General features: G+C 66.3%; 18 protein-coding genes. 7 read left to right on the top strand and 11 right to left on the bottom strand.

What is annotated here, in order from left to right; translation table 11 throughout:
- Window positions 1-56 precede the first annotated feature (56 nt).
- The 5 genes from GCU53_RS10865 to GCU53_RS10845 all read right to left on the bottom strand — a co-directional run bounded on the left by GCU53_RS10865 (window position 57) and on the right by GCU53_RS10845 (window position 5,716).
- Window positions 57-323, bottom strand: coding sequence for a DUF2790 domain-containing protein (locus GCU53_RS10865; protein ID WP_152387628.1), 267 nt, complete (start codon window positions 321-323; stop codon window positions 57-59).
- 578 nt (window positions 324-901) lie between these two features.
- The gene (locus GCU53_RS10860) at window positions 902-1,795 is read right to left on the bottom strand and encodes an efflux RND transporter periplasmic adaptor subunit (protein ID WP_152387627.1); all 894 of its coding nucleotides are present in this window, start codon (window positions 1,793-1,795) and stop codon (window positions 902-904) included.
- Window positions 1,796-1,818: 23 nt separating this feature from the next.
- Window positions 1,819-2,019: a DUF1656 domain-containing protein gene (locus tag GCU53_RS10855; protein WP_152387626.1), complete on the bottom strand. Its 201-nt coding sequence runs from the start codon at window positions 2,017-2,019 to the stop codon at window positions 1,819-1,821.
- On the bottom strand, window positions 2,009-4,192 hold the full coding sequence (locus GCU53_RS10850; protein WP_152387625.1) for an FUSC family protein: 2,184 nt from the start codon (window positions 4,190-4,192) through the stop codon (window positions 2,009-2,011). The genes GCU53_RS10855 and GCU53_RS10850 overlap by 11 nt, the downstream gene beginning before the upstream one ends.
- A 9-nt stretch (window positions 4,193-4,201) precedes the next feature.
- Window positions 4,202-5,716, bottom strand: coding sequence for an efflux transporter outer membrane subunit (locus GCU53_RS10845; RefSeq protein ID WP_152387624.1), 1,515 nt, complete (start codon window positions 5,714-5,716; stop codon window positions 4,202-4,204).
- Between the two features lie 192 nt (window positions 5,717-5,908).
- On the opposite strand from GCU53_RS10845, the gene GCU53_RS10840 reads away from it, so the two are divergent.
- Window positions 5,909-6,889: a LysR family transcriptional regulator gene (locus GCU53_RS10840; RefSeq protein ID WP_152387623.1), complete on the top strand. Its 981-nt coding sequence runs from the start codon at window positions 5,909-5,911 to the stop codon at window positions 6,887-6,889.
- Here GCU53_RS10840 and GCU53_RS10835 read toward each other — a convergent pair.
- Both GCU53_RS10835 and GCU53_RS10830 read right to left on the bottom strand, forming a co-directional pair.
- A complete protein-coding gene (locus tag GCU53_RS10835; protein ID WP_244307121.1) occupies window positions 6,856-7,863 on the bottom strand; it encodes a substrate-binding domain-containing protein in 1,008 nt (335 codons plus the stop codon). The genes GCU53_RS10840 and GCU53_RS10835 overlap by 34 nt on opposite strands.
- A gap of 593 nt (window positions 7,864-8,456) precedes the next feature.
- Window positions 8,457-9,329 (bottom strand): helix-turn-helix transcriptional regulator, encoded by an 873-nt coding sequence (locus GCU53_RS10830; protein WP_152387622.1) that lies wholly within the window; start codon window positions 9,327-9,329, stop codon window positions 8,457-8,459.
- Window positions 9,330-9,461: 132 nt separating this feature from the next.
- On the opposite strand from GCU53_RS10830, the gene GCU53_RS10825 reads away from it, so the two are divergent.
- The 6 genes from GCU53_RS10825 to GCU53_RS10805 all read left to right on the top strand — a co-directional run bounded on the left by GCU53_RS10825 (window position 9,462) and on the right by GCU53_RS10805 (window position 16,413).
- Window positions 9,462-9,722 (top strand): hypothetical protein, encoded by a 261-nt coding sequence (locus tag GCU53_RS10825; RefSeq protein ID WP_152387621.1) that lies wholly within the window; start codon window positions 9,462-9,464, stop codon window positions 9,720-9,722.
- 233 nt (window positions 9,723-9,955) lie between these two features.
- Window positions 9,956-10,813, top strand: a complete 858-nt coding sequence (locus tag GCU53_RS10820; protein WP_152387620.1) for a restriction endonuclease — start codon at window positions 9,956-9,958, stop codon at window positions 10,811-10,813.
- A 39-nt stretch (window positions 10,814-10,852) separates the two neighbouring features.
- Window positions 10,853-12,802: a DEAD/DEAH box helicase family protein gene (locus tag GCU53_RS26070; protein WP_244307119.1), complete on the top strand. Its 1,950-nt coding sequence runs from the start codon at window positions 10,853-10,855 to the stop codon at window positions 12,800-12,802.
- Entirely contained in the window at window positions 12,783-14,738 is a 1,956-nt protein-coding gene (locus GCU53_RS25715) for a DUF3427 domain-containing protein (protein ID WP_341873597.1), read from the top strand. Before GCU53_RS26070 ends, GCU53_RS25715 begins: the two co-directional genes overlap by 20 nt.
- A gap of 13 nt (window positions 14,739-14,751) precedes the next feature.
- Complete coding sequence (locus GCU53_RS10810) at window positions 14,752-15,576, top strand: HNH endonuclease (RefSeq protein WP_152387619.1); 825 nt, start codon at window positions 14,752-14,754, stop codon at window positions 15,574-15,576.
- A gap of 81 nt (window positions 15,577-15,657) precedes the next feature.
- Window positions 15,658-16,413 carry a metallophosphoesterase gene (locus GCU53_RS10805; protein WP_152387618.1) on the top strand — a complete coding sequence of 252 codons (756 nt, stop codon included), beginning with the start codon at window positions 15,658-15,660 and terminating at the stop codon, window positions 16,411-16,413.
- A gap of 10 nt (window positions 16,414-16,423) precedes the next feature.
- Here the strand turns inward: GCU53_RS10805 and GCU53_RS25710 are convergent, their stop codons facing one another.
- The 4 genes from GCU53_RS25710 to GCU53_RS10790 form a co-directional block, all read right to left on the bottom strand.
- Entirely contained in the window at window positions 16,424-17,224 is an 801-nt protein-coding gene (locus GCU53_RS25710) for a type II toxin-antitoxin system HipA family toxin (RefSeq protein WP_208845476.1), read from the bottom strand.
- A gap of 12 nt (window positions 17,225-17,236) precedes the next feature.
- Complete coding sequence (locus tag GCU53_RS25705) at window positions 17,237-17,695, bottom strand: HipA N-terminal domain-containing protein (protein WP_208845475.1); 459 nt, start codon at window positions 17,693-17,695, stop codon at window positions 17,237-17,239.
- Window positions 17,685-17,930: a helix-turn-helix transcriptional regulator gene (locus tag GCU53_RS10795; protein ID WP_152387617.1), complete on the bottom strand. Its 246-nt coding sequence runs from the start codon at window positions 17,928-17,930 to the stop codon at window positions 17,685-17,687. The genes GCU53_RS25705 and GCU53_RS10795 overlap by 11 nt, the downstream gene beginning before the upstream one ends.
- Window positions 17,931-18,109: 179 nt before the next feature.
- Window positions 18,110-18,877, bottom strand: a complete 768-nt coding sequence (locus GCU53_RS10790; protein WP_167520062.1) for a haloacid dehalogenase type II — start codon at window positions 18,875-18,877, stop codon at window positions 18,110-18,112.
- Between the last annotated feature and the right edge of the window lie 35 nt (window positions 18,878-18,912).

Here is an 18,912-nt window from a genome sequence, read left to right as displayed (position 1 = left end):
GGAGCGTTGAGTGGATCGGCAACAATGCTGCGACCCCTTGCCGGCGCGCGTGGCGCTCAGCCGTTCTGGCAGCCCTTGCCCATGACCAGGTATTCGAGGACGTGGCGCTTGCCCTGATGGTCCTCGTAGGTCATCTGCACCGGTACCACCCCGCAGACCTCGGGGATATCGGGACTCTTGATGACATGGGCGATATCCAGATCCATGGCGTATTCGTAGCGTTCCACTTCCAACGATTCCTGGGTATTTGCGGAGGTGGACTGTTCCTCGGCCACCGCAATGCACGAAACCCCAGCCAAAGCCAGCAAGGCCAACGCTTTCATCGAAAATCACCTGTAGAGCGAAACTGTGTCGGAAACCTGGCCGGCCTCGCACGAGCCGGGGCAGGTACTTGTCCAACGTATGGGTACTGCGGTTGGGCAACGGGTCGCTTCCGGTTTTCAACTTCTTTCCGGAAGGTGAGTTCATTTTAAGAGTTGTGAAAATCCCGTTACATAGGCAATAACCACAAGGACTGTTGAGTGGATGAGCAATAATGCCGACGGACAATGGCATGCGGCTGGAGAAGTCAGGGTTCTTGAGCTCAAGGAAAGGAGAAAGCTCATTTATTTCATAAGGTTGCGAGAAGCTGCCGTACGTCGTGCGCAACAGTGCCGGTCGTTTTTCGCGGCCATGGCAACCGAGCGAAGTTGCATCGCTGTATTGCCGTGGGAAGTTGGGGCGCGGCAGGAAAGTTTGCGGAAAGTTGCAAGACGGTGAGGGGGAGTTGTGCTGAAAAGTATGCGCACTGTTTCGCCGCTTCACGCCCGGTCGATGTGCGGGGCTCGGCGGAAGTTGTGCGAAAGTTTCAACTTTCCGTGAAGGGCGCCGAACTTCCGGCGCCCCCACGAAAGCTGGCGCCCTACCAGCGGTCCGGCACCGGGCGCGGCCGGTCGGCGGGAGGGGCGACGATCACTGTGCAGGTCAGGCCGGCGGCCAGGGTCACGCCTTCCGGCACCTCGTCGATCTGGATGCGCACCGGGATGCGGCGCGCCAGACGCACCCAGTTGAAGGTGGGGTTGACGTCGGCGACCAGTTCGCGGCTTTCCGGGTTGTCGCGGTCGTAGATGCCGCGGGCGATGCTGTCGACCCGGCCGCTCAGGCGCTCGCCGCTCATCAGCCGCAGTTCGGCCTTGTCGCCGATGCGGATCAGCGGCAGGCGGGTCTCCTCGAAGTAGCCGTAGACGTAGAAGGAGTGGCTGTCGACCAGGGCCATGGCCGGCTCGCCACGATTGGCGAAGTCGCCCTCGAAGACGTTGAGGTTGGTGACGTAGCCGTCCACCGGCGCGCGCACTTCGGTGCGGCTCAGGTTGAGCCGGGCCAGGTCGAGCTGCGCCAGCGCTTCCTGGTAGTCGGCCTGGGAGGCATGGGCCAGGTGGCTGGCGTTGATGCGACTCTCGCGCGACACGACCAGCGCATCCAGGTCGGTCCGCCGTTGGGCGTTCTCCTCGTTCATCTGCAGCTGGGCCTTGCGCGCCGCCACCAGGGCTTCGGCCTGCTTGAGCGCCAGGCGGTAGTGTTCGTCGTCGATGCGCAGCAGCAGGTCGCCCTTCCTGACCTGCTGGTTGTCCTTCACCGCGACCTCGACCACCAGACCGGCGACATCGGGGGCGATGTTGATCACGTCGGCGCGCACCCGGCCATCGCGGGTCCACGGCGAATCCATGTAGTGCACCCACAGCGTGCGCACGATGTAGGCGGCGACGGCGGCGACCAGCAGGGTGAAGACGACACTGATGACTCTTTTCCAGGACATATCCGGGCCTATGTGGGGGGCGATCAGCGGTAGATGTACAGGGCGATGAGCCCGTACAGACAGGTGAATAGGCTCATGCGCAGCAGCGTCGGGTGCCAGGCGTGGCGGTACAGGCCGAACCAGGCGGCCAGCCGGTCGAGGGCCCAGCCGCCGGCCAGGGTGGCCAGGAACAGCAGGGTCAGGCTCGGCAGGTAGACGCCGAACAGGGCGATTTCACGGGGCATTGGCGAGTCTCCCGGCAGCGTTGGCGAAGCCCTCGGCCAGCGGCGAGCGGGGGTCGAGCAGCGAGCTGCGGATGAAGTGCAGGTAGCTGAGGACCCGGCGCAGCGGCGAGGTGTCGAATTGCGGCGGACGCGGCTCGGGGGTGTCGCGCACCGCCTGGATCGCCTGCTCGACCGCGGCCAGGGCGCGCTGGCGGTTGATCTCTTCGGGCTGGATGAACAGGCGCACCAGGGCGCGGCCCATGACCCGCACGCCCTGCTGCCAGGCGGTGTCCTCGGCGTAGCAGGGCTCGTCCGGCAGGGCAGCCTGCTCTTGGCGCAGCTCGATCACCGCATGGCCGATCTCCAGCACCGCGAACATCCAGCGCAGCAGCCGGCGCTGCACGTCCGGGCGGCGCGCCGCCAGGCCGTAGGCCTGGTTGAGCAGGTCGCGGGTGCCGCTCTCGAAGCCGTCGACCAGCCCCTTGAGCTTGCCGCTGACGGCGAACACCACGCGCATCCGCAGGTCCCGCTCCAGACGCCGCCACAACCAGGGGCGGTCGGGCGGCAGGATCAGCATGGACACCACCACCAGGCCCATGGAGGCGAGCACCGCCAGGTACTCGTTGAAGAAGCGGTAGGGCAGGTAGTGGGTCTGGTTGGCCGGCAGGGCGAGCATGCAGAACCAGATCAGCAGGCCGACGCCGTAGCCCAGGGTCTGCGGACGGGCGAGCAGGAAGGCGCCGAAGGCGATCACCGGCACCAGCGAGGTGTAGAGCAGGGCGAAGCCGTCCAGCCAGGGGAAGACCCAGAATTGCAGGGCGAAGCCGGCTACCGCGCTGCCGGCCGCGCCGATCAGCAGCTGGCGGCTCAGGCGTGCGGGGTTGCCCGAGGTCGAACTCAGCGCCGAGACCAGGCCGGCGGTGAGCACGAAGGTGCTGCCGCTGGGCCAGGAGCTGGCCAGCCAGAAGGCGCTGAGCACCAGGATCAGCAGGGCGCAGCGGATGCCCGCCACCGCCGCGGCCAGGCCGTTGGCGCGCGGGGTGAAGTTGCCCTTCCAGTTCTCCCGGCTGTGGTGCTGCTCGGCCAGCGAGGCCTGGGTCTGGGCATAGCCGTGCAGGTCGTCGGTGAAGCGGAACAGCAGTTCGGCGGCGGTGTTGAAGTCGGTCAGCTGCGCCTCGTCGGCCTGCTGCTCGATCAGTCGCTGGCGGCCGTCGCGGATGCGCTGCATCAGCGCTTGCTTGCTGATTTCGAGGCCCCGGGCCAGCGTCGTCGCGTCCTGATCGCTGTACAGGCGCTCGGCGAGCGGCGCGAGCTCGGAGCCGACCTGCGCCAGGCACGGTTGCAGGGCTTCGAGCACGCGGGCGCCGGTCTCGCCCTGCAGGCGCTGGCGCTGGAGCAACTGGTAGAGGGCGTGGAAGCGGGTCGAGAGGACCATGAACTCGTTGTTCAGGCGCGCCAGGCGGCCGCTGCGCAGACGCATGTTCGGGTCCTCGAAGGCGCTGGCGTTGCGCAGGTTCTCCAGGGCCACGGCCTGGGCGGCGAAGCGTGCGCTGATCTCCTCCATGCGCTGTGGCTCCAGCTCGCCGGCCAGCCCCGCACAGGCGAAGCCGGCGAAGTCGCGAAAGCGCGTGGCGAGGGTGCTGCGCAGGGTGGCGCCGCTGGTCTGCGGCAGGATCAGGCCCATGACGAGGCCGGTGCAGAGGATGCCCACGGTGATTTCCAGCACCCGCCACAGGGCCTGCATGAAGGCGCCGTCCGGGTCGAAGGTGGCCGGCAGGCCGATCATCGCCGCGGTGTAGCCGGCGAGCACGCAGGCGTAGCCGCGAAAGTCCCGGTAGCGCGCCGCGCCGGCGGTGCACAGGCCGACCCAGATCGCCAGGCAGAGCAGAAACAGCACGCGCTCCTGGTTGAACAGGGCGATCAGGGTGACCATCACCGTCAGGCCCAGCAGGGTGCCGACGATGCGGTAGAAGCTCTTGGCCAGCACCTCGCCGCTCTGCCGCTGCATGACGATGAACACCGTGGCCAGCACGGTGCTCGGCTGCGGCAGCTCCAGGCGATAGGCCAGCCAGAGGGCGACGAAGGCGGTCAACAGGGCCTTGAACACGAACACCCAGGTCAGCCCCTCGCTCAGCGCCCAGTCGCCCAGGGCACGACGGAAGGCGCCGACCGGTGCGTCAGCCACGGTTTTCATGCGTGTTCCTCAGTGACGGCCGGGGAGGTGCAGGGAGATTTCGCGAGCGTCCAGTTGCCCGGCGGCAGGGCCGCTGTCGTCCGTCAGTACGCCGCCGCCGAGCGCGACCCAGAGGCCGGCCTGGGCGGTCAGGTGTTCGGCGTGCACCTGCTGTTCGAGGAATTGCTGGTCGAACAGCGCGCTCTGCGCCTCGAGCACCGCGCGGTAGTCGGTCAGGCCGCGGCGGTAGGCTTCCTCGGCCAGACGGTAGCGGCGCTCGGCGGTTTCCAGGCCGTGGCCGACGAAGATCTCCTGCTCGTGCAGCGAGTGCAGGCGGATCAACTGGTCGGACACGCTCCTGAGCGCCTCGACCAGGGTCTGGTTGTACTGCTCGACCGCGATGTCATAGGCGGCGGTGGCGGCGCCGAGGCGGCCGCGCCGGCGTCCGCCGTCGAACACCGGCAGGCTCAGGGCCGGGCCGATGCCGTAGGTCAGTTTGTTGGCGTTGGTCAGGAAGTTCAGCATCTCGCCGGTCGTCGAGCCCGAGCCGAAGAAGGCGGCCAGGTTGACGTTGGGGTAGAAGTCCGCCTTGGCCACCTCGATGCCGCGCGCCTCGGTGGCCACCTGCCAGCGGCGGGCGACCACGTCCGGGCGCCGGCCGAGCAGTTCCAGCGGCAGGCTCGAGGGCAGGGCGGGCTCGCCGTGCAGCGACAGCTTCGGCCGTTCGAGCCGCGTACCCTCGCCGGGGCCCTTGCCGGCCAGGGCGGCCAGCTGGTTGCGGGTCAGGGCGATGGCCTCGCGGATCAGGTCGATCTGGCGATGCGCCTCCGGCAGCGGCGCCTCGGCCTCGCTGATCTCCAGCTGGGTGCCGAGGCCGATCGCCAGGCGTTCGCGGGCCAGCGCCAGGAGCTGTTCGCGCTGCCTGAGCTCGGCCTCGGCGATCTCCAGCCGGGCGTGGTGCAGGGCGAGCCGGATGTAGGTGCCGACCACCTTGTTCTGCAACTCGAGCGCCGCGGCGCGCTCCTCGGTCGCCGCCACCTCGGCCAGGCTCAGGGCCCGCTCGGTGTCGCTGCGCAGACGGCCCCAGAGGTCCAGGTCGTAGCTCAGGTCCAGCGAGGAGGTGGCGTTCCAGCCGGTGGTGTCGGCGAGCAGGCCGGGGCCGTAGAAGTACTGGTCGTCCGGCCAGTGCTTGCGCTGCACCGAGGCACCGAACTTCACCTGCGGGGCATGCTCGGACTCGGCGACCCCGGCCAGCGCCCGGGCCCGGCGTACGCGCGCGGCGGCCACGGCCAGGTTCGGGCTGTCGGCCAGGGCCGTCTCGACCCAGGCGTTCAGCTGCGGATCGCCATAGGCTTCCCACCAGCGGTCGCGCGGCCATTCCACCTCCCTGGCGGCCTTGCGGATGGGCTTGTCGGCGAGCAGTCCGGCGTCGTCCAGACGCAGGGCTTTGGGGATGATGCCTTGGCTGTTGATGCAGCCGGAAAGTGTCGAGAGCACAGCGAGCAGACTGGACAGGCAGAGGCCTGACCACAGGTTGCGAGGCACTGTCGTGATCCTGCTATACGGGATGAAGACGGGAGGTCTTGAGATAAATCAATTCTAAGAGTTCGCAAGGATCAGAATAAGGCGACAGTTTGGTGATGAATTTTGTACTAAAAGGCCATAATCCTTGGCAGACTTCCTGCCAGTAGCAGCCTGCGACGTGCCCGGCTCCGTCATTCTGCGGAACAGCGATCCATGGATATCCTCTCCCACATGCGCATCTTCGTCTGCGTGGCGGAAACCGGCAGTTTCACCGCCGCAGCGACCCGTCTCGACCTGACCACCTCCTACGTCTCGCGGGCGGTCGCCTCCCTCGAGACCCACCTGCGCACCCGCCTGCTGCACCGCACCACCCGGCGCATCGCCCTCACCGAGGCCGGCCAGCGCTACCTGCAGCGCTGCGAGCAGATCCTCGGCTACATCGAGGAGGCCGAGGCCGAGGCCAGCCAGGCCCATGCGCGCCCTGCCGGCAACCTGAAGGTCCACGCGGTGACCGGCATCGGCCACCACTACCTGATCAAGGCCGTCGCCGAGTACAGCGAGCAGTACCCGGAGGTCAGCTTCGATCTGACCCTGGCCAACCGCACCACCGACATCCTCGAGGAGGGCTATGACGTCTCGGTGGTGACGGCGCCGGAACTGCCGGACTCCGGGTTCATCTCCAAGCAACTCGGCAAGATCTACAGCGTGCTCTGCGCCTCGCCGGCCTACCTCGCCCGTCACGGCCTGCCCCGGGCGCCCGCCGAGCTGGCCGCGCACCGCTGCCTGCGCCTGGTCTACCCGGTGATGAGCCTCGACAAGTGGCTGCTCGAGGGTCCCCGGGGCGAGGAGCTGGTGACCATCAGCCACACCCACTTTCAGGTCAACACCGTCGATGCCATGACCGTGGCGCTCAAGGCCGGCATGGGGATCGGCGCCCTGCCGGTCTATTCGGCCCTGGAGAGCCTGCAGAACGGCAGCCTGGTGCGCGTGCTGCCCGAGCACACGCTCTATCCGCTCGGGGTCTATGCGCTGTATCCGTCGCGGCAGTACCTGGATGCCAAGATCCGCACCTGGGTGGAGTTCCTGCGCGACTACATTCCGCGCCACCTGGAGGCCGACCTGCGCAGCCTGGGGGCGTGCAGCCGGCCCGAAGAGGCGCCTCAGGGCTCCGCCGGGGCACTGCCGGGCAGATAGACCTGGCTGTCGACGAGGATCTGCCCGGCGATCGGCTGCCCCTGGGCCAGGCGCTTCATCATGTAGTAGCTCTGCCGGCCGATCTCGCTGCTTCTCGCCCCCACGTAGGCCTGTATCAGGCCGTCGTCGAGCAGGGCGAGTTGCCGGGCGTCGGGCTCGTCGGCAGCCATGACGATGGCCGGGCGCCTGCCCTGGCCGTCGAGCTCGGCGAGCAGCGGGCCGAGCTGCCGGCGGAAGGCCTCGGCTGCGTAGATCGGCCAACTGCCGACGGCGACGATCGCATCGAGTTCGGTGGTGTTCAGCAGGGTTGAGAGCTGAAGCAGGGCCTTCTCCTGATTGTCGGCGGTGTACAGCGGACAGCGCTTCACCTCGATCCAGCCGTTTTCGCCGGCCAGCCGATCGTTGCCATCCGCGTCCCGGGCGCCGCGCAGCTGCTGGCGGATGCCGGCCAGGCGCTCGCGCAGGTTGGGATCCTGCTGGCTGCCGTTGAGGATGCACAGCCTGCCGCCTTCAGGTCTGAAGCGCTGGACGAGCAGACCGAGCTGCCGGCCGAAGGCCAGGTTGTCGATGCCGACGTAGCCGCGGCGCAGATGACGCTCGGCCGGCGCCAGGTCCGAATCGAAGGTGATCAGCGGCGTCCGGCCCAGGTGCTTCAGCGCGTGCTCGGCCAGCCAGCGGGAATGGGTCACCGACAGGGCGATGCCGTCCAGGCCGCGGCCGAGGGCCTGCTCCAGGGCCTCGTTCTGCCGGCGGAAATGCGCCGGCCCGGAGGCGCCCAGCAGCAGGCAGGTATCGCCTTCGGCCGCAGCGGCCTCGGCACAGCCCCGGCCGGCCTGGATGAAGAAGTGCTGGTCGATCCGCTTGGCGAGCAGTGCGAACTGCCGGGGCTCGGCGGCGGCATGCGGCGCCGACAGCAGGGCGCAGAGCAGAGTGGCAAGGCAAGGCAGGCGATGAAGGAGCAACGGCCTGTTCACACCGAATCCTTAGCCGGCGGCAGCATCCTGGCGGCCGACCGTGCTTTTCTGTTCTTTTGGTCTGGCAGCCCTCCCAGGGCACGCCCGACGACCCTGGCGGATCATCGACGAACTGGCGATGGTGAAGCGAAGAGGGAGTGTAGCGAGGTTGCTGCGACCCCGGGGTTACGGCGCGTAGGGGCGGCCAGCGGTGCTGCGGCGCGGCAATGCTTGCCGGGGCGGGCGGCTTCGACGGGGCTTCTGAGGCGCCTCTGCAGACAAAACAAAGGAGGCGGGGGGTGGGCCCCGCCTCCTTGTTCGTTTCATTCTTCCCTGGTTCACCATCCTGGTGAATCGCCGTCCTGCGATGTTCCTGGCTGCCATCCCTGCCAGCCTGTGTCGTTCCCTCGACCTGGGAGTGATACTAATACCTCGGTGGGATGGGACAAGCGGACGAAAATCTCCCTTCGCTCGCTCTTCATGTTGCAGTGCAGCAAAGCACCCCTCGCTTTTCAATTATTTGGCACTTTGCCAGTATTGGGTTTGCCTCTTCCGGCTTACCGCACGCATGGTCGATGTCTTACAAGGCCTGGCAGAAAGCGGGAGGTTGTGTCCTATCTGTACAGCCAGCGCTCGAGTTCCTCCAGGTTGGCCACCACGATCTGCTGGGCGGCGGCCTTGGGCTCGATCTTGGTCGTGTCGATCTGGAAGCGCTGCAACACATACTGCACCAAGGCGCCGCGGCTGGCGACCGCCAGGTGCCCGTCGCGCATGCCGTAGTCGGTCTCGATGATCGCCTTCTGCTCGGCGCTGAGGCGCGGATCCGGTTCGATCCGGATGGTCACTTCGGTATTCCAGCCTTCGTCCCCGTCCCGGCCATGACTCGAGGCGTCCAGCAATTCCGGCTCGCCGCGCAGGCGGCTCAGCACGAAATTCCGGTAGGCGCGGTTCTTCTCGCAGTAGGCGCGCACGTGCCAGCGCATCCCGGTGTAGACCAGGGTATGGGGGGCGATCAGGCGCACTTCCGGCAGCGGGTTGGCCAGAGAGACGTACTCGGTCTCCAGGCGCAGCCCCTCGCGGCAGGCCTTGAGCAGCGGGCGCAACACCTCGGCGCGCACCGTGCGGTCCGGTACCCGCAGCACTTCGGTGTGCGCGTAGGCCAGGGCCAGCCCCTCGATGTGCGGGGCGCGCTCGTGGCTCTGGTTCAGCAGGCGCAGGTAGGCGCTGGCGCTGTCCTCGATGAACAGCGGCTTGAACTTCGGGCTGGGTACATAGCCCTTGAGGTGCCGGTCATATGTAAGGTTTTTTGGCGCATGCTCATTGATGTAGGTGTTGATGTCCTTGGAGGCCTGCTGCCGGCTGATGCCGAAGCTCTGCATCAGGTGCTGCGTGGTCAGCCGCCCCTCCCACCAGGCGATCGTCTCGATCAGCCGATAGCGCAATGCCAGGTCCCAGCGCACCTGGGCAATCGATTGTCCCCGTTTCATGGCCTCTCCATCCGTACGAAAACTTTACCTGTACAAGTCCACATTCTAGATATGTCTTTTGAGGCTACATATCCTGCCGCCATCACTGAGAACGTGCTGCCAGATAGATCAAAAGGAGAAGAAATGGAGGTCATGGGTTTGCTGTGGGAGGTGGGCGGAGTGCTGGCGCTGGGCGGTGTGTCCATACTGGGCCTGCTGCTGCAGGGCCTGCGGATATGCAACCTGGAGGAAGCGCTCGAGGAGTCCGGCGCCTCTGTGGAGCGCCTGCGCGTTGCGGAGCTGGAGCTGCAGCTGGAGTGCCGCGAGCTGCGCTCGGCGCTGCGCGCCGAACGGGGACGCAGAGAGCGCCTGGAGACGCAGCTGAAGCTGCTGCGGCAATGGACGGCGGAGTAGGAGAGGCTGCAATTGGTCCGGAGATAGAGCGGTTTTATGGCCAGTGGCCCTGATATTGCAGTAATCTTGCAGCCAGATCCACTTCACCCCCGCTGACCGTGATTCAGTCCAGCACTTGCCTCGCCTGCCAGGGAGCCGGCAGCAGGACAGCCGCAGTGCTGTCCGCCCGACTCGCATGTTCCCCTGGCAAGGCTCCTGAACATCGGCGCACCATCGCCTGACAGGAGCCCCCGTTGCCCCGAAGAAGAAGCTCGTTCGTCGCCGGCCTGATCCGGCTTTGTGCCCTGCTGCCTTGGTGGCTGAGTCTGCCCGCCGGCTTCGGCGCCTGGTGGTTTCTGCATCCTTTGGCCGGCCAGGGCCCGCTGCCCAGCCTGGACGGCCTGCCCGCGCTCGGCACACTGGCCGACCTGGAAAGACTGCTCCAGAACCTGAGCCGCGATCCCCAGCAGGCTCTCGAACCGCTCGTCCCGCTCGCCGCCTGGGCCGGACAGTACCTGCTGCCCGGCCTGCTGGGCCTCGGCGCACTGCTGTCGATTGGCCGGCGCATCAAGCGCGGCTGGCTGTTCCGCAAGGCGCTGAACAATCCGGCGTCCATTTCGGACGGGATCGACTGGCAGCAGTTCGAGCGCCTGGTCGGCGAGGTGTTTCGCCGCCAGGGCTATGCCGTCGAGGAGACCGGGGCCGCCGGACCGGACGGCGGCGTCGACCTCATCGTGCGCAAGGGCCGCAAGCGCTACCTGGTGCAGTGCAAGCAGTGGCGCGCCCTCAAGGTCGGCGTCAAGGTGGTGCGCGAGCTCTACGGGGTGGTCGCGGCGCAGGGCGCGACGGGCGGTTTCGTGGTGACTTCTGGAAGTTTCACCGAAGATGCCCGGCAGTTCGCCGCCAGTTGCAAGCTTACCCTCGTCGATGGCGAAACCCTGGACTACTGGATCGCCGGCGCGGCAGGCCGCCCGGCCCCGGAAGCCCCATCCCGCAGCTGCCCGCTCTGCCGCTCGCCCATGGTGCGGCGCACCATCAAGCGCGGCAGCAAGGCCGGCACCCACTTCTGGAGCTGCTCGAACTACCCGGATTGCCGGGGGACGCGGGTGTGATGGGCGGCTGAACTTCTGCATGTACAAGGACGCACACGATTGAGCGATACGTATAGCTACTACGAGAGCAATGCCCGTCAGTTCTTCGATGCAACCGTGGCAGTGGAGATGGGCGAGTTACACGAGCGCTTTCTCGCCCTCATTCCCGCCGGTGGTTATCTGCTTGATGCCGGCTGTGGTTCGGGACGCGATGCACGGGTATTCCTCGGGCGTGGTTACCGGGTCAGCGCCTTCGATGCTTCGCCGGCGCTGGCACGCCTGGCCAGCGAGCACCTGGGGCAGCCGGTGGTCGTGCGCCGCTTTGCCGAGGTCGAGGAGGAAGGGCTCTATGACGGCATTTGGGCCTGTGCCAGCTTGTTGCATGTTGCTCCGGACGAGATGCCGGATATGCTGGCCCGTCTCTGGCGAGCGCTCAAGCCGGGCGGTGTGTTCTATTGCAGTTTCAAGCTCGGCCAGGGCGAGCGCGAGCAGCAGGGCCGACACTTCACCGATGCCGACGAGGCGCGGCTGGGCGCCTGGTTGGAAACCCTGGATGCGGTGGCCGATATTCAGCTCTGGCGCAGCGCCGACCGGCGTCCCGAGCGCAGCGAGCAATGGCTCAACGGTCTGATCCGTCGCGCCGCCGCTCCTGTGGCGGGCCTGGTCACAGGTGGCGAAGGCGATCCTTTCCTGCCGCACCTCTGCGCCGCCATCCACAGTGCCACTGAGATCGACATGGCGGTGGCCTTCGTCAAAAACACCGGCTTGCGCCTGCTGCTACCGGATCTGCTCACCGCCCTGGGGCGTGCGGGGGAAAGCGACTGTTCCGGGGCAACGGCGCGCGTGCGCATCCTCACCAGCGATTACCTCGACATCACCGATCCGGATGCCCTGCGCCGGCTGATGCTCCTGCAGGAGCAGGGTGCCCAGGTGCGCGTCTACGAGACTGGCGGCAGCAGCTTTCACCTCAAGGCCTACCTGTTTGCCGGCCAAGACGGGAATGGTCAGTTGCGCGGCCAGGCTTTCATCGGTTCCAGCAACATCAGCCGACAGGCGCTGACGGATGGTCTGGAGTGGAACTACCGCATCGACTATCCCGGCGATGCGGGCTTTCTCGAGGCGCGCAGCCGCTTCGAGGAACTGTTCGCCCAGCCCCGCGCCAAGCCGCTGAGCCATGCCTGGATCGACGACTACGAGGCGCGGCGCATTCCACCGCCCCGCGCTGTCGCACCGGGCAGCCAGGAAGTGGAGTCACCACCACTGCCGACCGAGGTGCAAGTCGAAGCTCTCAAGGCCTTGGCGCGAACCCGCGAGAACGGGTTTCGGCGTGGCCTGGTGGTGCTCGCCACCGGTCTCGGCAAGACCTGGCTGGCGGCCTTCGACGCCGTCCAGGCCGATGCCCGGCGCGTGCTCTTCGTCGCCCATCGCGAGGAAATCCTCGACCAGGCGGCGGAGACCTTCCTGCGCATCCGGCCGAGTTGGCGGATCGGCTTCTACCGCGGCCAGCAGCGCGACAGCCAGGCGGACGTGCTCTGCGCCTCGATCCAGACCCTCGGCCGCGCCGAGCATCTGGAGCGCTTCGCGCCGCAGCACTTCAATTATCTGGTCATCGACGAATTCCACCACGCCGCGGCGCCGACCTATCGCCGCGGCGCCGACCTATCGCCGCCTGCTCCAGCACTTCGCCCCGGCCTTCCTGCTCGGCCTGACGGCGACTCCGGACCGTACCGACTGCTCGGACATTCTCTCGCTGTGCGACGACAACCTGGTGTTCGAAACTCACTTGTTTCGCGGCATCGAGAGCCAACTGCTGGTGCCTTTCCACTACTACGGGATCTTCGACGAGGACGTGGATTACCGGGAGATTCCCTGGCGCAACGGCCGTTTCGATCCCGAGCAGCTGGCCCACAAGCTCGCCACCCTCAGCCGCGCCCGGCATGCCCTGAGCAAGTGGCGCCAGCATGCCCAGAGCAAGACCCTGGCCTTCTGCGTGTCGATCCGCCATGCTGAGTTCATGGCCGAGCAGTTCCGCAAGCACGGGATTAGGGCGAGCGCGGTTTACGCCAACTCCACGCTGTCGCGGGGCGAGGCGCTGGCGCAGCTCGACGACGGCCGTCTGCAGGTGATCTTCTCGGTCGACCTGTTCAACGAGGGCGTCGACTTGCCGGCCATCGACACGGTGATGATGTTACGGCCCACCGAGTCGAAGATTCTCTTCCTGCAGCAGCTGGGCCGCGGTCTGCGCAAGTCGCCGGGTAAGAAGGAGTTGGTGGTGCTCGACTTCATCGGCAACCACCAGAGCTTCCTGCACAAGCCTCAGGCTCTGATGGGTCGGAGCATGAACCACCGGCAGTTGGCCGAGTATGCTCGCGCCGCCGCTGAACATAGGTTGGCGTTGCCCGACGGCTGCTTCGTCAACTACGACCTGCAACTGATCGACTTCCTCAAGGCTTTGGGCGGCGGTGGCATCCGGCAGGACTACCAGGCTTTGCGCGAAAGCCTGGGCCGGCGCCCTACGCTGAGCGAGTTCTACCGCGCCGGCGCGAGTCTCAGGGAGGTGCGCAAGCAGCACGGCGATTGGTTCTCTTTGCTGGAGAGCATGGGCGATCTCGACGACGCGGAGCGCACGCTGCTCGTCGCCCATCGGGATTTCCTGTGCGAGCTGGAAATCACCGCCATGGCCAAGAGTTTCAAGATGATCTTGCTGGAAGCCTTTCAGGAGCTGGACGGCTGGCGCCAAGCGCCGACGCTCGCCGATCTGGCGGAGCGCTCCTGGCAACTGTTGCAGCGACGCCGCCCCTTGCTCGCCGACCTGCCGCCCGAGCCGGCGCAACTGGCCAACGGCCGGGAGCCGCAATGGCTGCGCTATTGGATGAGTAACCCAGTCAATGCCTGGATTGGCGGCAACCGCAAGACCGGCGAAAAACGTTACTTCTCCGTACAAGACGAACGCTTCGTGCCGCTATTGCAGGTAGCCGAAGAAGACCGGGAACGTTTCGCCGAATGGATCCAAGAACTGGTCGACTACCGCCTGGCCGCCTATGAGGTGCGCCAGGCCGTCCAGGTTGCGCCCGTGGTCGCCTTGCCCGTTGCCCCGCGCATGGGCACCGAACTGCCGTACTTCCCCAACCTGAAGATCGCCTGCGGCCACTTCAAGACCGGCCGAGCCGACTGCGAGGAGTACCGCCTGCTCGGCGAGGGCTTCGGCCGCCTCGACCCGGCTCGTCACTTCATCGCCCGCGCCTCGGGCAACTCGATGAACGGCGGCAAACACCCGATCCGCGACGGCGACTATCTGCTGCTGGAACATATCCAGCCCAGCAGCGCCGGCTCCATCACCGGGCTGACCATGGCCATCGAACGTCAGGAGGAAGCGGGCGACAACCAGTACCTGCTACGAGTGATCCACAAGGCGGCGGACGGCAGCTATCTTTTGCGCGCCAACAACCCCGACTATGCCGATATAGCGGTCGACGACGAATTGACCGAGCAACTGCGCACCTTCGCACGACTCAAGGCGGTGCTCGACCCGCTGCGACTGGCGGTCGGGCAGCGGCTGCTGCGCGAGGAGATTCCGGCGCTGTTCGGCGAGGAGTTCAATCCGGGCAACTGGAATTCCGGGCATGTATTCCTGACGGAAGCCAAGGCCCATGTGCTGCTGGTCACGCTGAACAAACAGGGCAAGGCCGACGAGCACCGCTATCTGGATCGCTGGGTCGACGAGCGAACCTTTCATTGGCAGAGCCAGAACAAGACTACTCCGGAGGGCAAGCGCGGTCGGGAAATCATCGACCACGAGAAACGTGGCCTCTCTATCCACCTGTTCGTGCGGGAGAACAAACTGGAAAACGGCAAGGCCGCGCCTTTCGTCTATCACGGGCCGGTACGCTATCGCAGCCATAACGGCAGCGGGCCGATGAGTGTTGTGTTCGAGGTGATGGGGTGAGGAGCGGAAAACAATGAGTTCGAACCGCTGGACCATCGATCAGCTCAAACTGGCTTTTCACCTGTATTGCCGTTTGTCTTTCGGTCAGTTGCATCAAGGAAATCCCGAGGTCGTCGAACTGGCTGGCCTGATCGGCCGCACGCCTTCGGCGCTGGCGATGAAGCTGTGCAATTTCGCCAGCCTCGACCCGGCCATCGTTGCCAGCGGACGCAAGGGTTTGGCAGGGGCTTCCAGACTGGATCGGCAGACTTGGGAGCTTTTTCAGGCCGACTGGGAGGGCTTGGCCATGGAGTGCGCGTATTTGCGCCAAGCCTTGCGCGCCGAGCGTGGGCTTCCCCCCGAGGAAGCGGACGAGGCGGCTGAGCTTCCCGAGGATTTGACCGGCGCGACTCGGCAGGTGCTGGTCGAGCAGCGGATCAAGCAGCAGTTCTTCCGCCGCGCGGTGCTCGGCAGCTATGTCGGTCGCTGCTGCATGTCCGGATTGTCCGAACCAGGCCTGCTGATCGCCAGCCATATCGTCCCTTGGTGCCAAGACCCGGCGAATCGCCTCAACCCCGCCAATGGCCTGTGCCTGTCGGCCTTGCACGACCGGGCTTTCGATCAGGGCCTGCTGAGCCTGGACGACGAGTACCGCATCCTGCTCGCCGAGCCGCTGCGTCGAGCGGCCGATCCCTTCGTGCGCCAAGTGTTGCAGCCGTTGGCCGGTCGCCCGATCATGCTGCCGGAGCGCTTCAGGCCGGAGGCTCGCTTCGTCGCCTGGCATCGGCAGCATGTATTCGTCGACAGTGGCGGCGGTGGTTCCATTGCGGCGCGCCCGAGCACTGGCGACTGCATGTGAGTAGCCGCCGCTTCCATCCACCTCCCCGCAACACCACCCGGCTATAGTCCATAGTCCTCTGTGACTTCGAGGTGTAGTCCCATGCGCATCCATATCCTCTCCGACCTGCACAACGAACTGTCCCCCTTCAGCCCGGCGCCGGTGGCGGCGGATGTGGTGGTGCTGGCCGGCGATATCGACGTCGGGGCGCGAGGGGTGGCGTGGGCGCGGCAGGCATTCGATTGCCCGGTGCTCTACGTGCCGGGCAATCACGAGTATTACGGCGGCGATCTGCAGGCGATCCTGGCGCAGCTGCGCGAGGCGGCCGACGAGCAGGTGCGGGTGCTGGATTTCGACGAGGTGGTGCTGGGCGGGGTGCGCTTTCTCGGCGTCACCGCCTGGACGGACTACCGGGCGACCGGCGAGGAGGAGCTGGCGCGGCAGGTGGCGCAGCGGCGGGTCTCGGATTTCCGGCAGATCCGCTGGGGTGCCGAGGAACGCCCGCCTGTGCCGGAGGATTTCGCCGCCCTGGCCGGCCGCGCCCATGCCTGGCTGCGCGAGTCGCTGGCGCAACCCTTCGCCGGACCGACGGTGGTGATCAGCCACCACGCACCATCGCTGTGCTCGATCGCCGGCCATCCCTACGCCGGCACGCCCCTCGATGCCGCCTTCGTCAACGCCTGGGACGAGCTGATGGGCGAGGGCCTCGATCTGTGGATCCATGGCCATACCCATTATGCGGTCGACTACCAGGTCGCCGGCACCCGGGTGATCTCCAATCCGCGCGGCTACGCGGGCGAGCAGGTCGTCTTCGATCCGTGCTGCGTGGTGACGCTGGAGGAGAGCGGGGTGGCCTGAGGCTGGTGAATCAGTCCTCGGCAGCCGGCGCTGTCAGCCGTCGTATCGTCAGCTGACAGCGCTGTTCGATCAGGTTGACGATTCGCTCGACCAGCGCGTGGCTGGAAAAGCTGTGGTTCGGATCGGCCTGGAGTTTGCGGGCCGCCGCAGGCAGAAGTCGGGCTAGCTCGAGGATGCGTTTGCGGGCTTGGGCTCTGGCTAGACCGGCACCTTCCGCAAACTGCTCCCAGTGTCGGGCCTGCACTTCGTCGAACCTGTATTGGCTGCCGAGCTTCATCGCCATCTTGGCCGTGAGGTTCGGGTATACCGCCGTCGACAGCGTGTCATAGAGCGGAGCCAGCACGGGTGCCTGGCCGGCGTAGAGCAGGGAGAAATTCTTGGCGTGCGCCTCGTGGTTGCCGATCAGGGCGTTGAAGACCACGTAATCCAGCAGGCGCAGCACCTGGGGGGCGCTGGGGCGCGTGACGCGCCGTACCAGGGCAAAGCAGCTTGCGAGATCGGGGCCGCCCTCGTTCTGGTATTTCATTTCGGGCACCACGCCCAGCGCCTGACAGAAATCCTCCTGATGCAGCCGCTGCATGCGCCCTTCGGCGTCGGTCGTCCGGTCATAGCGCTCGACCAGAAGGAAGCGGCGATCGCGAATCGAGCGAATCGTCGAGCGGGCGGGCCGCAGTTGCATGACTTCGGCCAGTGTCAGACAGAATCCTTCGTTGGTTACGCTGTCCTCGACGGAGTGAATGGCCGGCTTGAGGATGTGCGAGCTTGGCGTGCCGTTGCGGGGCAGTCCTATCCGATCCCCGTCGACCACCACCGGAAGCTTGTCCTAGGCGCCGGCTAGCGAGAGGCGCAGGCCATCCTGGCCTGCCAGCATGGGGCGGCGAGGCAACTCGTCCAGAAGGGCGATAATCTGTGTATTGCCCAGCCACTCGACCTCGCTGCTGTCCGCAGGCTGGGGCAAGGCCTGTTCCGGCGCCAGGAAGGTGACGGCTCCAGCACACTCGCCACCGATGTGGTCCAGAAGGGCGAAGTCGTTCTGCCTGGATACCTGGAGCTGCTGGGCGATCAGGCGGCGCAGATGGCCTTCGGGCAGCAGGCCGGCGAAAAACGGTCGTGTCCTGCGCTCGTCGAACGGTTCGGCTTGCAGCGGTAGCGAGCACGACAGCGCGACCGCATTCGGCTGCTTCAGCCAATCGGAGTCGTATTGGAAAGTGAGTCGGCCCTCGACCAGGGCCAGGGTTCCAATGCGAGTGGCAAACAGCCAGACCTCGAGCCTATGCGCCATGATCGTCGCCCACGGTCGGCGCTGGCAGGCCATTCAGGCTGATTTCGCCGCCCAGTGCTTCGATCACGCGCAGGCTGTTTTCCAGCCGCAGCGTGGGCTTGCCGGCCTCCAGGTCGACGATGAAGCGCAAGCCGACGCCGGCTGCCAGCGCCAGTTGGGACTGGGTCAGCCCCAGTTGCTTGCGGGCCGCGCGCAGAGCCTTGCCCAGTTGTTGGGTGGTATGAATAGTGGTCATGAATTTTCCCGTTCGGGAAAGTGTTGGCCAATGCCAGCCACAAGGCAAGATGATTTTACCGATCGGGAATATGGGTTGCTGCAGGAGCGCCATGCCAGAAAATATTCCCGGTCGGTAAAATATGGGCGGCTTTCCATTCCATGAATGTCTGGACTCGACCCCTTATTCCCGACCGCCGCTCAGCGGCTGTCGAGCACCTCGGCCAGTTCGCGGATGTCCCTGACCGTGCGGTCGGGCTCGGCGGCCAGCGGATAGAGGGTCTGCCCGGGACGGGCGACGAAGATCGCCGGCATGCCGGCGGCCTTGGCGCCGGCGATGTCCCAGCCGTGGGCCGCGACCAGCAGCGCCTCTTCCGGGTTGACGCCCATCCGTTCGGCGGCCCAGCGGTAGGTGCGCAGGTGCGGCTTGTAGAGCTTGATCTCCTCGATGCTCAGGTTGTCGGCGAACAGGTCCGCCAGTCCGGCATTTTCGAGTTGCGTCTGCACGCCGCGGCGGGTGGAGTTGGTCAGGGTGACCAGGGTGTAGCCCTGGTTCTTCAGCGCCTGCAGGCCTTCACGCACCTCGGGGTGGGCCGGCAGCCTGAGCAGGGGGGTGACGATCGCATTGCGGGCCTGCTCTTCGCCCAGCGCAATGCCGTGCTTCCTGGCCACCATCAGCAGCGCGGCGGTGCCGACCGTGCCGAAGTCGTGGTAGTTCTCGGTGGCGCTTTCGACCAGCGAGTGGTGCAGCATGGTCGAGAACCACAGCGGCAGCAGCTCCTGCCGGCCGCCCAGGGCCGCGCCGACGGACTGGCGCATGGACTCCAGGTCGAGCAGGGTTTCGTTCACATCGAAGAAGATGACCCTGGGTTTCAGGCGGGTCTGCCCAGGCGCGGGCTCGGCAAGGGCTGGCTGCAGGCCTGCCATGAGGAAGGTCAGCAGCATCAGGAGGATATGCAGGGGACGCATCGGGAGTTCCTTGGCGATGGGGACGGTGTCTGTTT

It is taken from the genome of Azotobacter salinestris (genome assembly GCF_009363155.1).
GTDB classification, from domain to species: domain Bacteria; phylum Pseudomonadota; class Gammaproteobacteria; order Pseudomonadales; family Pseudomonadaceae; genus Azotobacter; species Azotobacter salinestris.
This window is presented reverse-complemented; position numbering and strand designations above follow the sequence as displayed.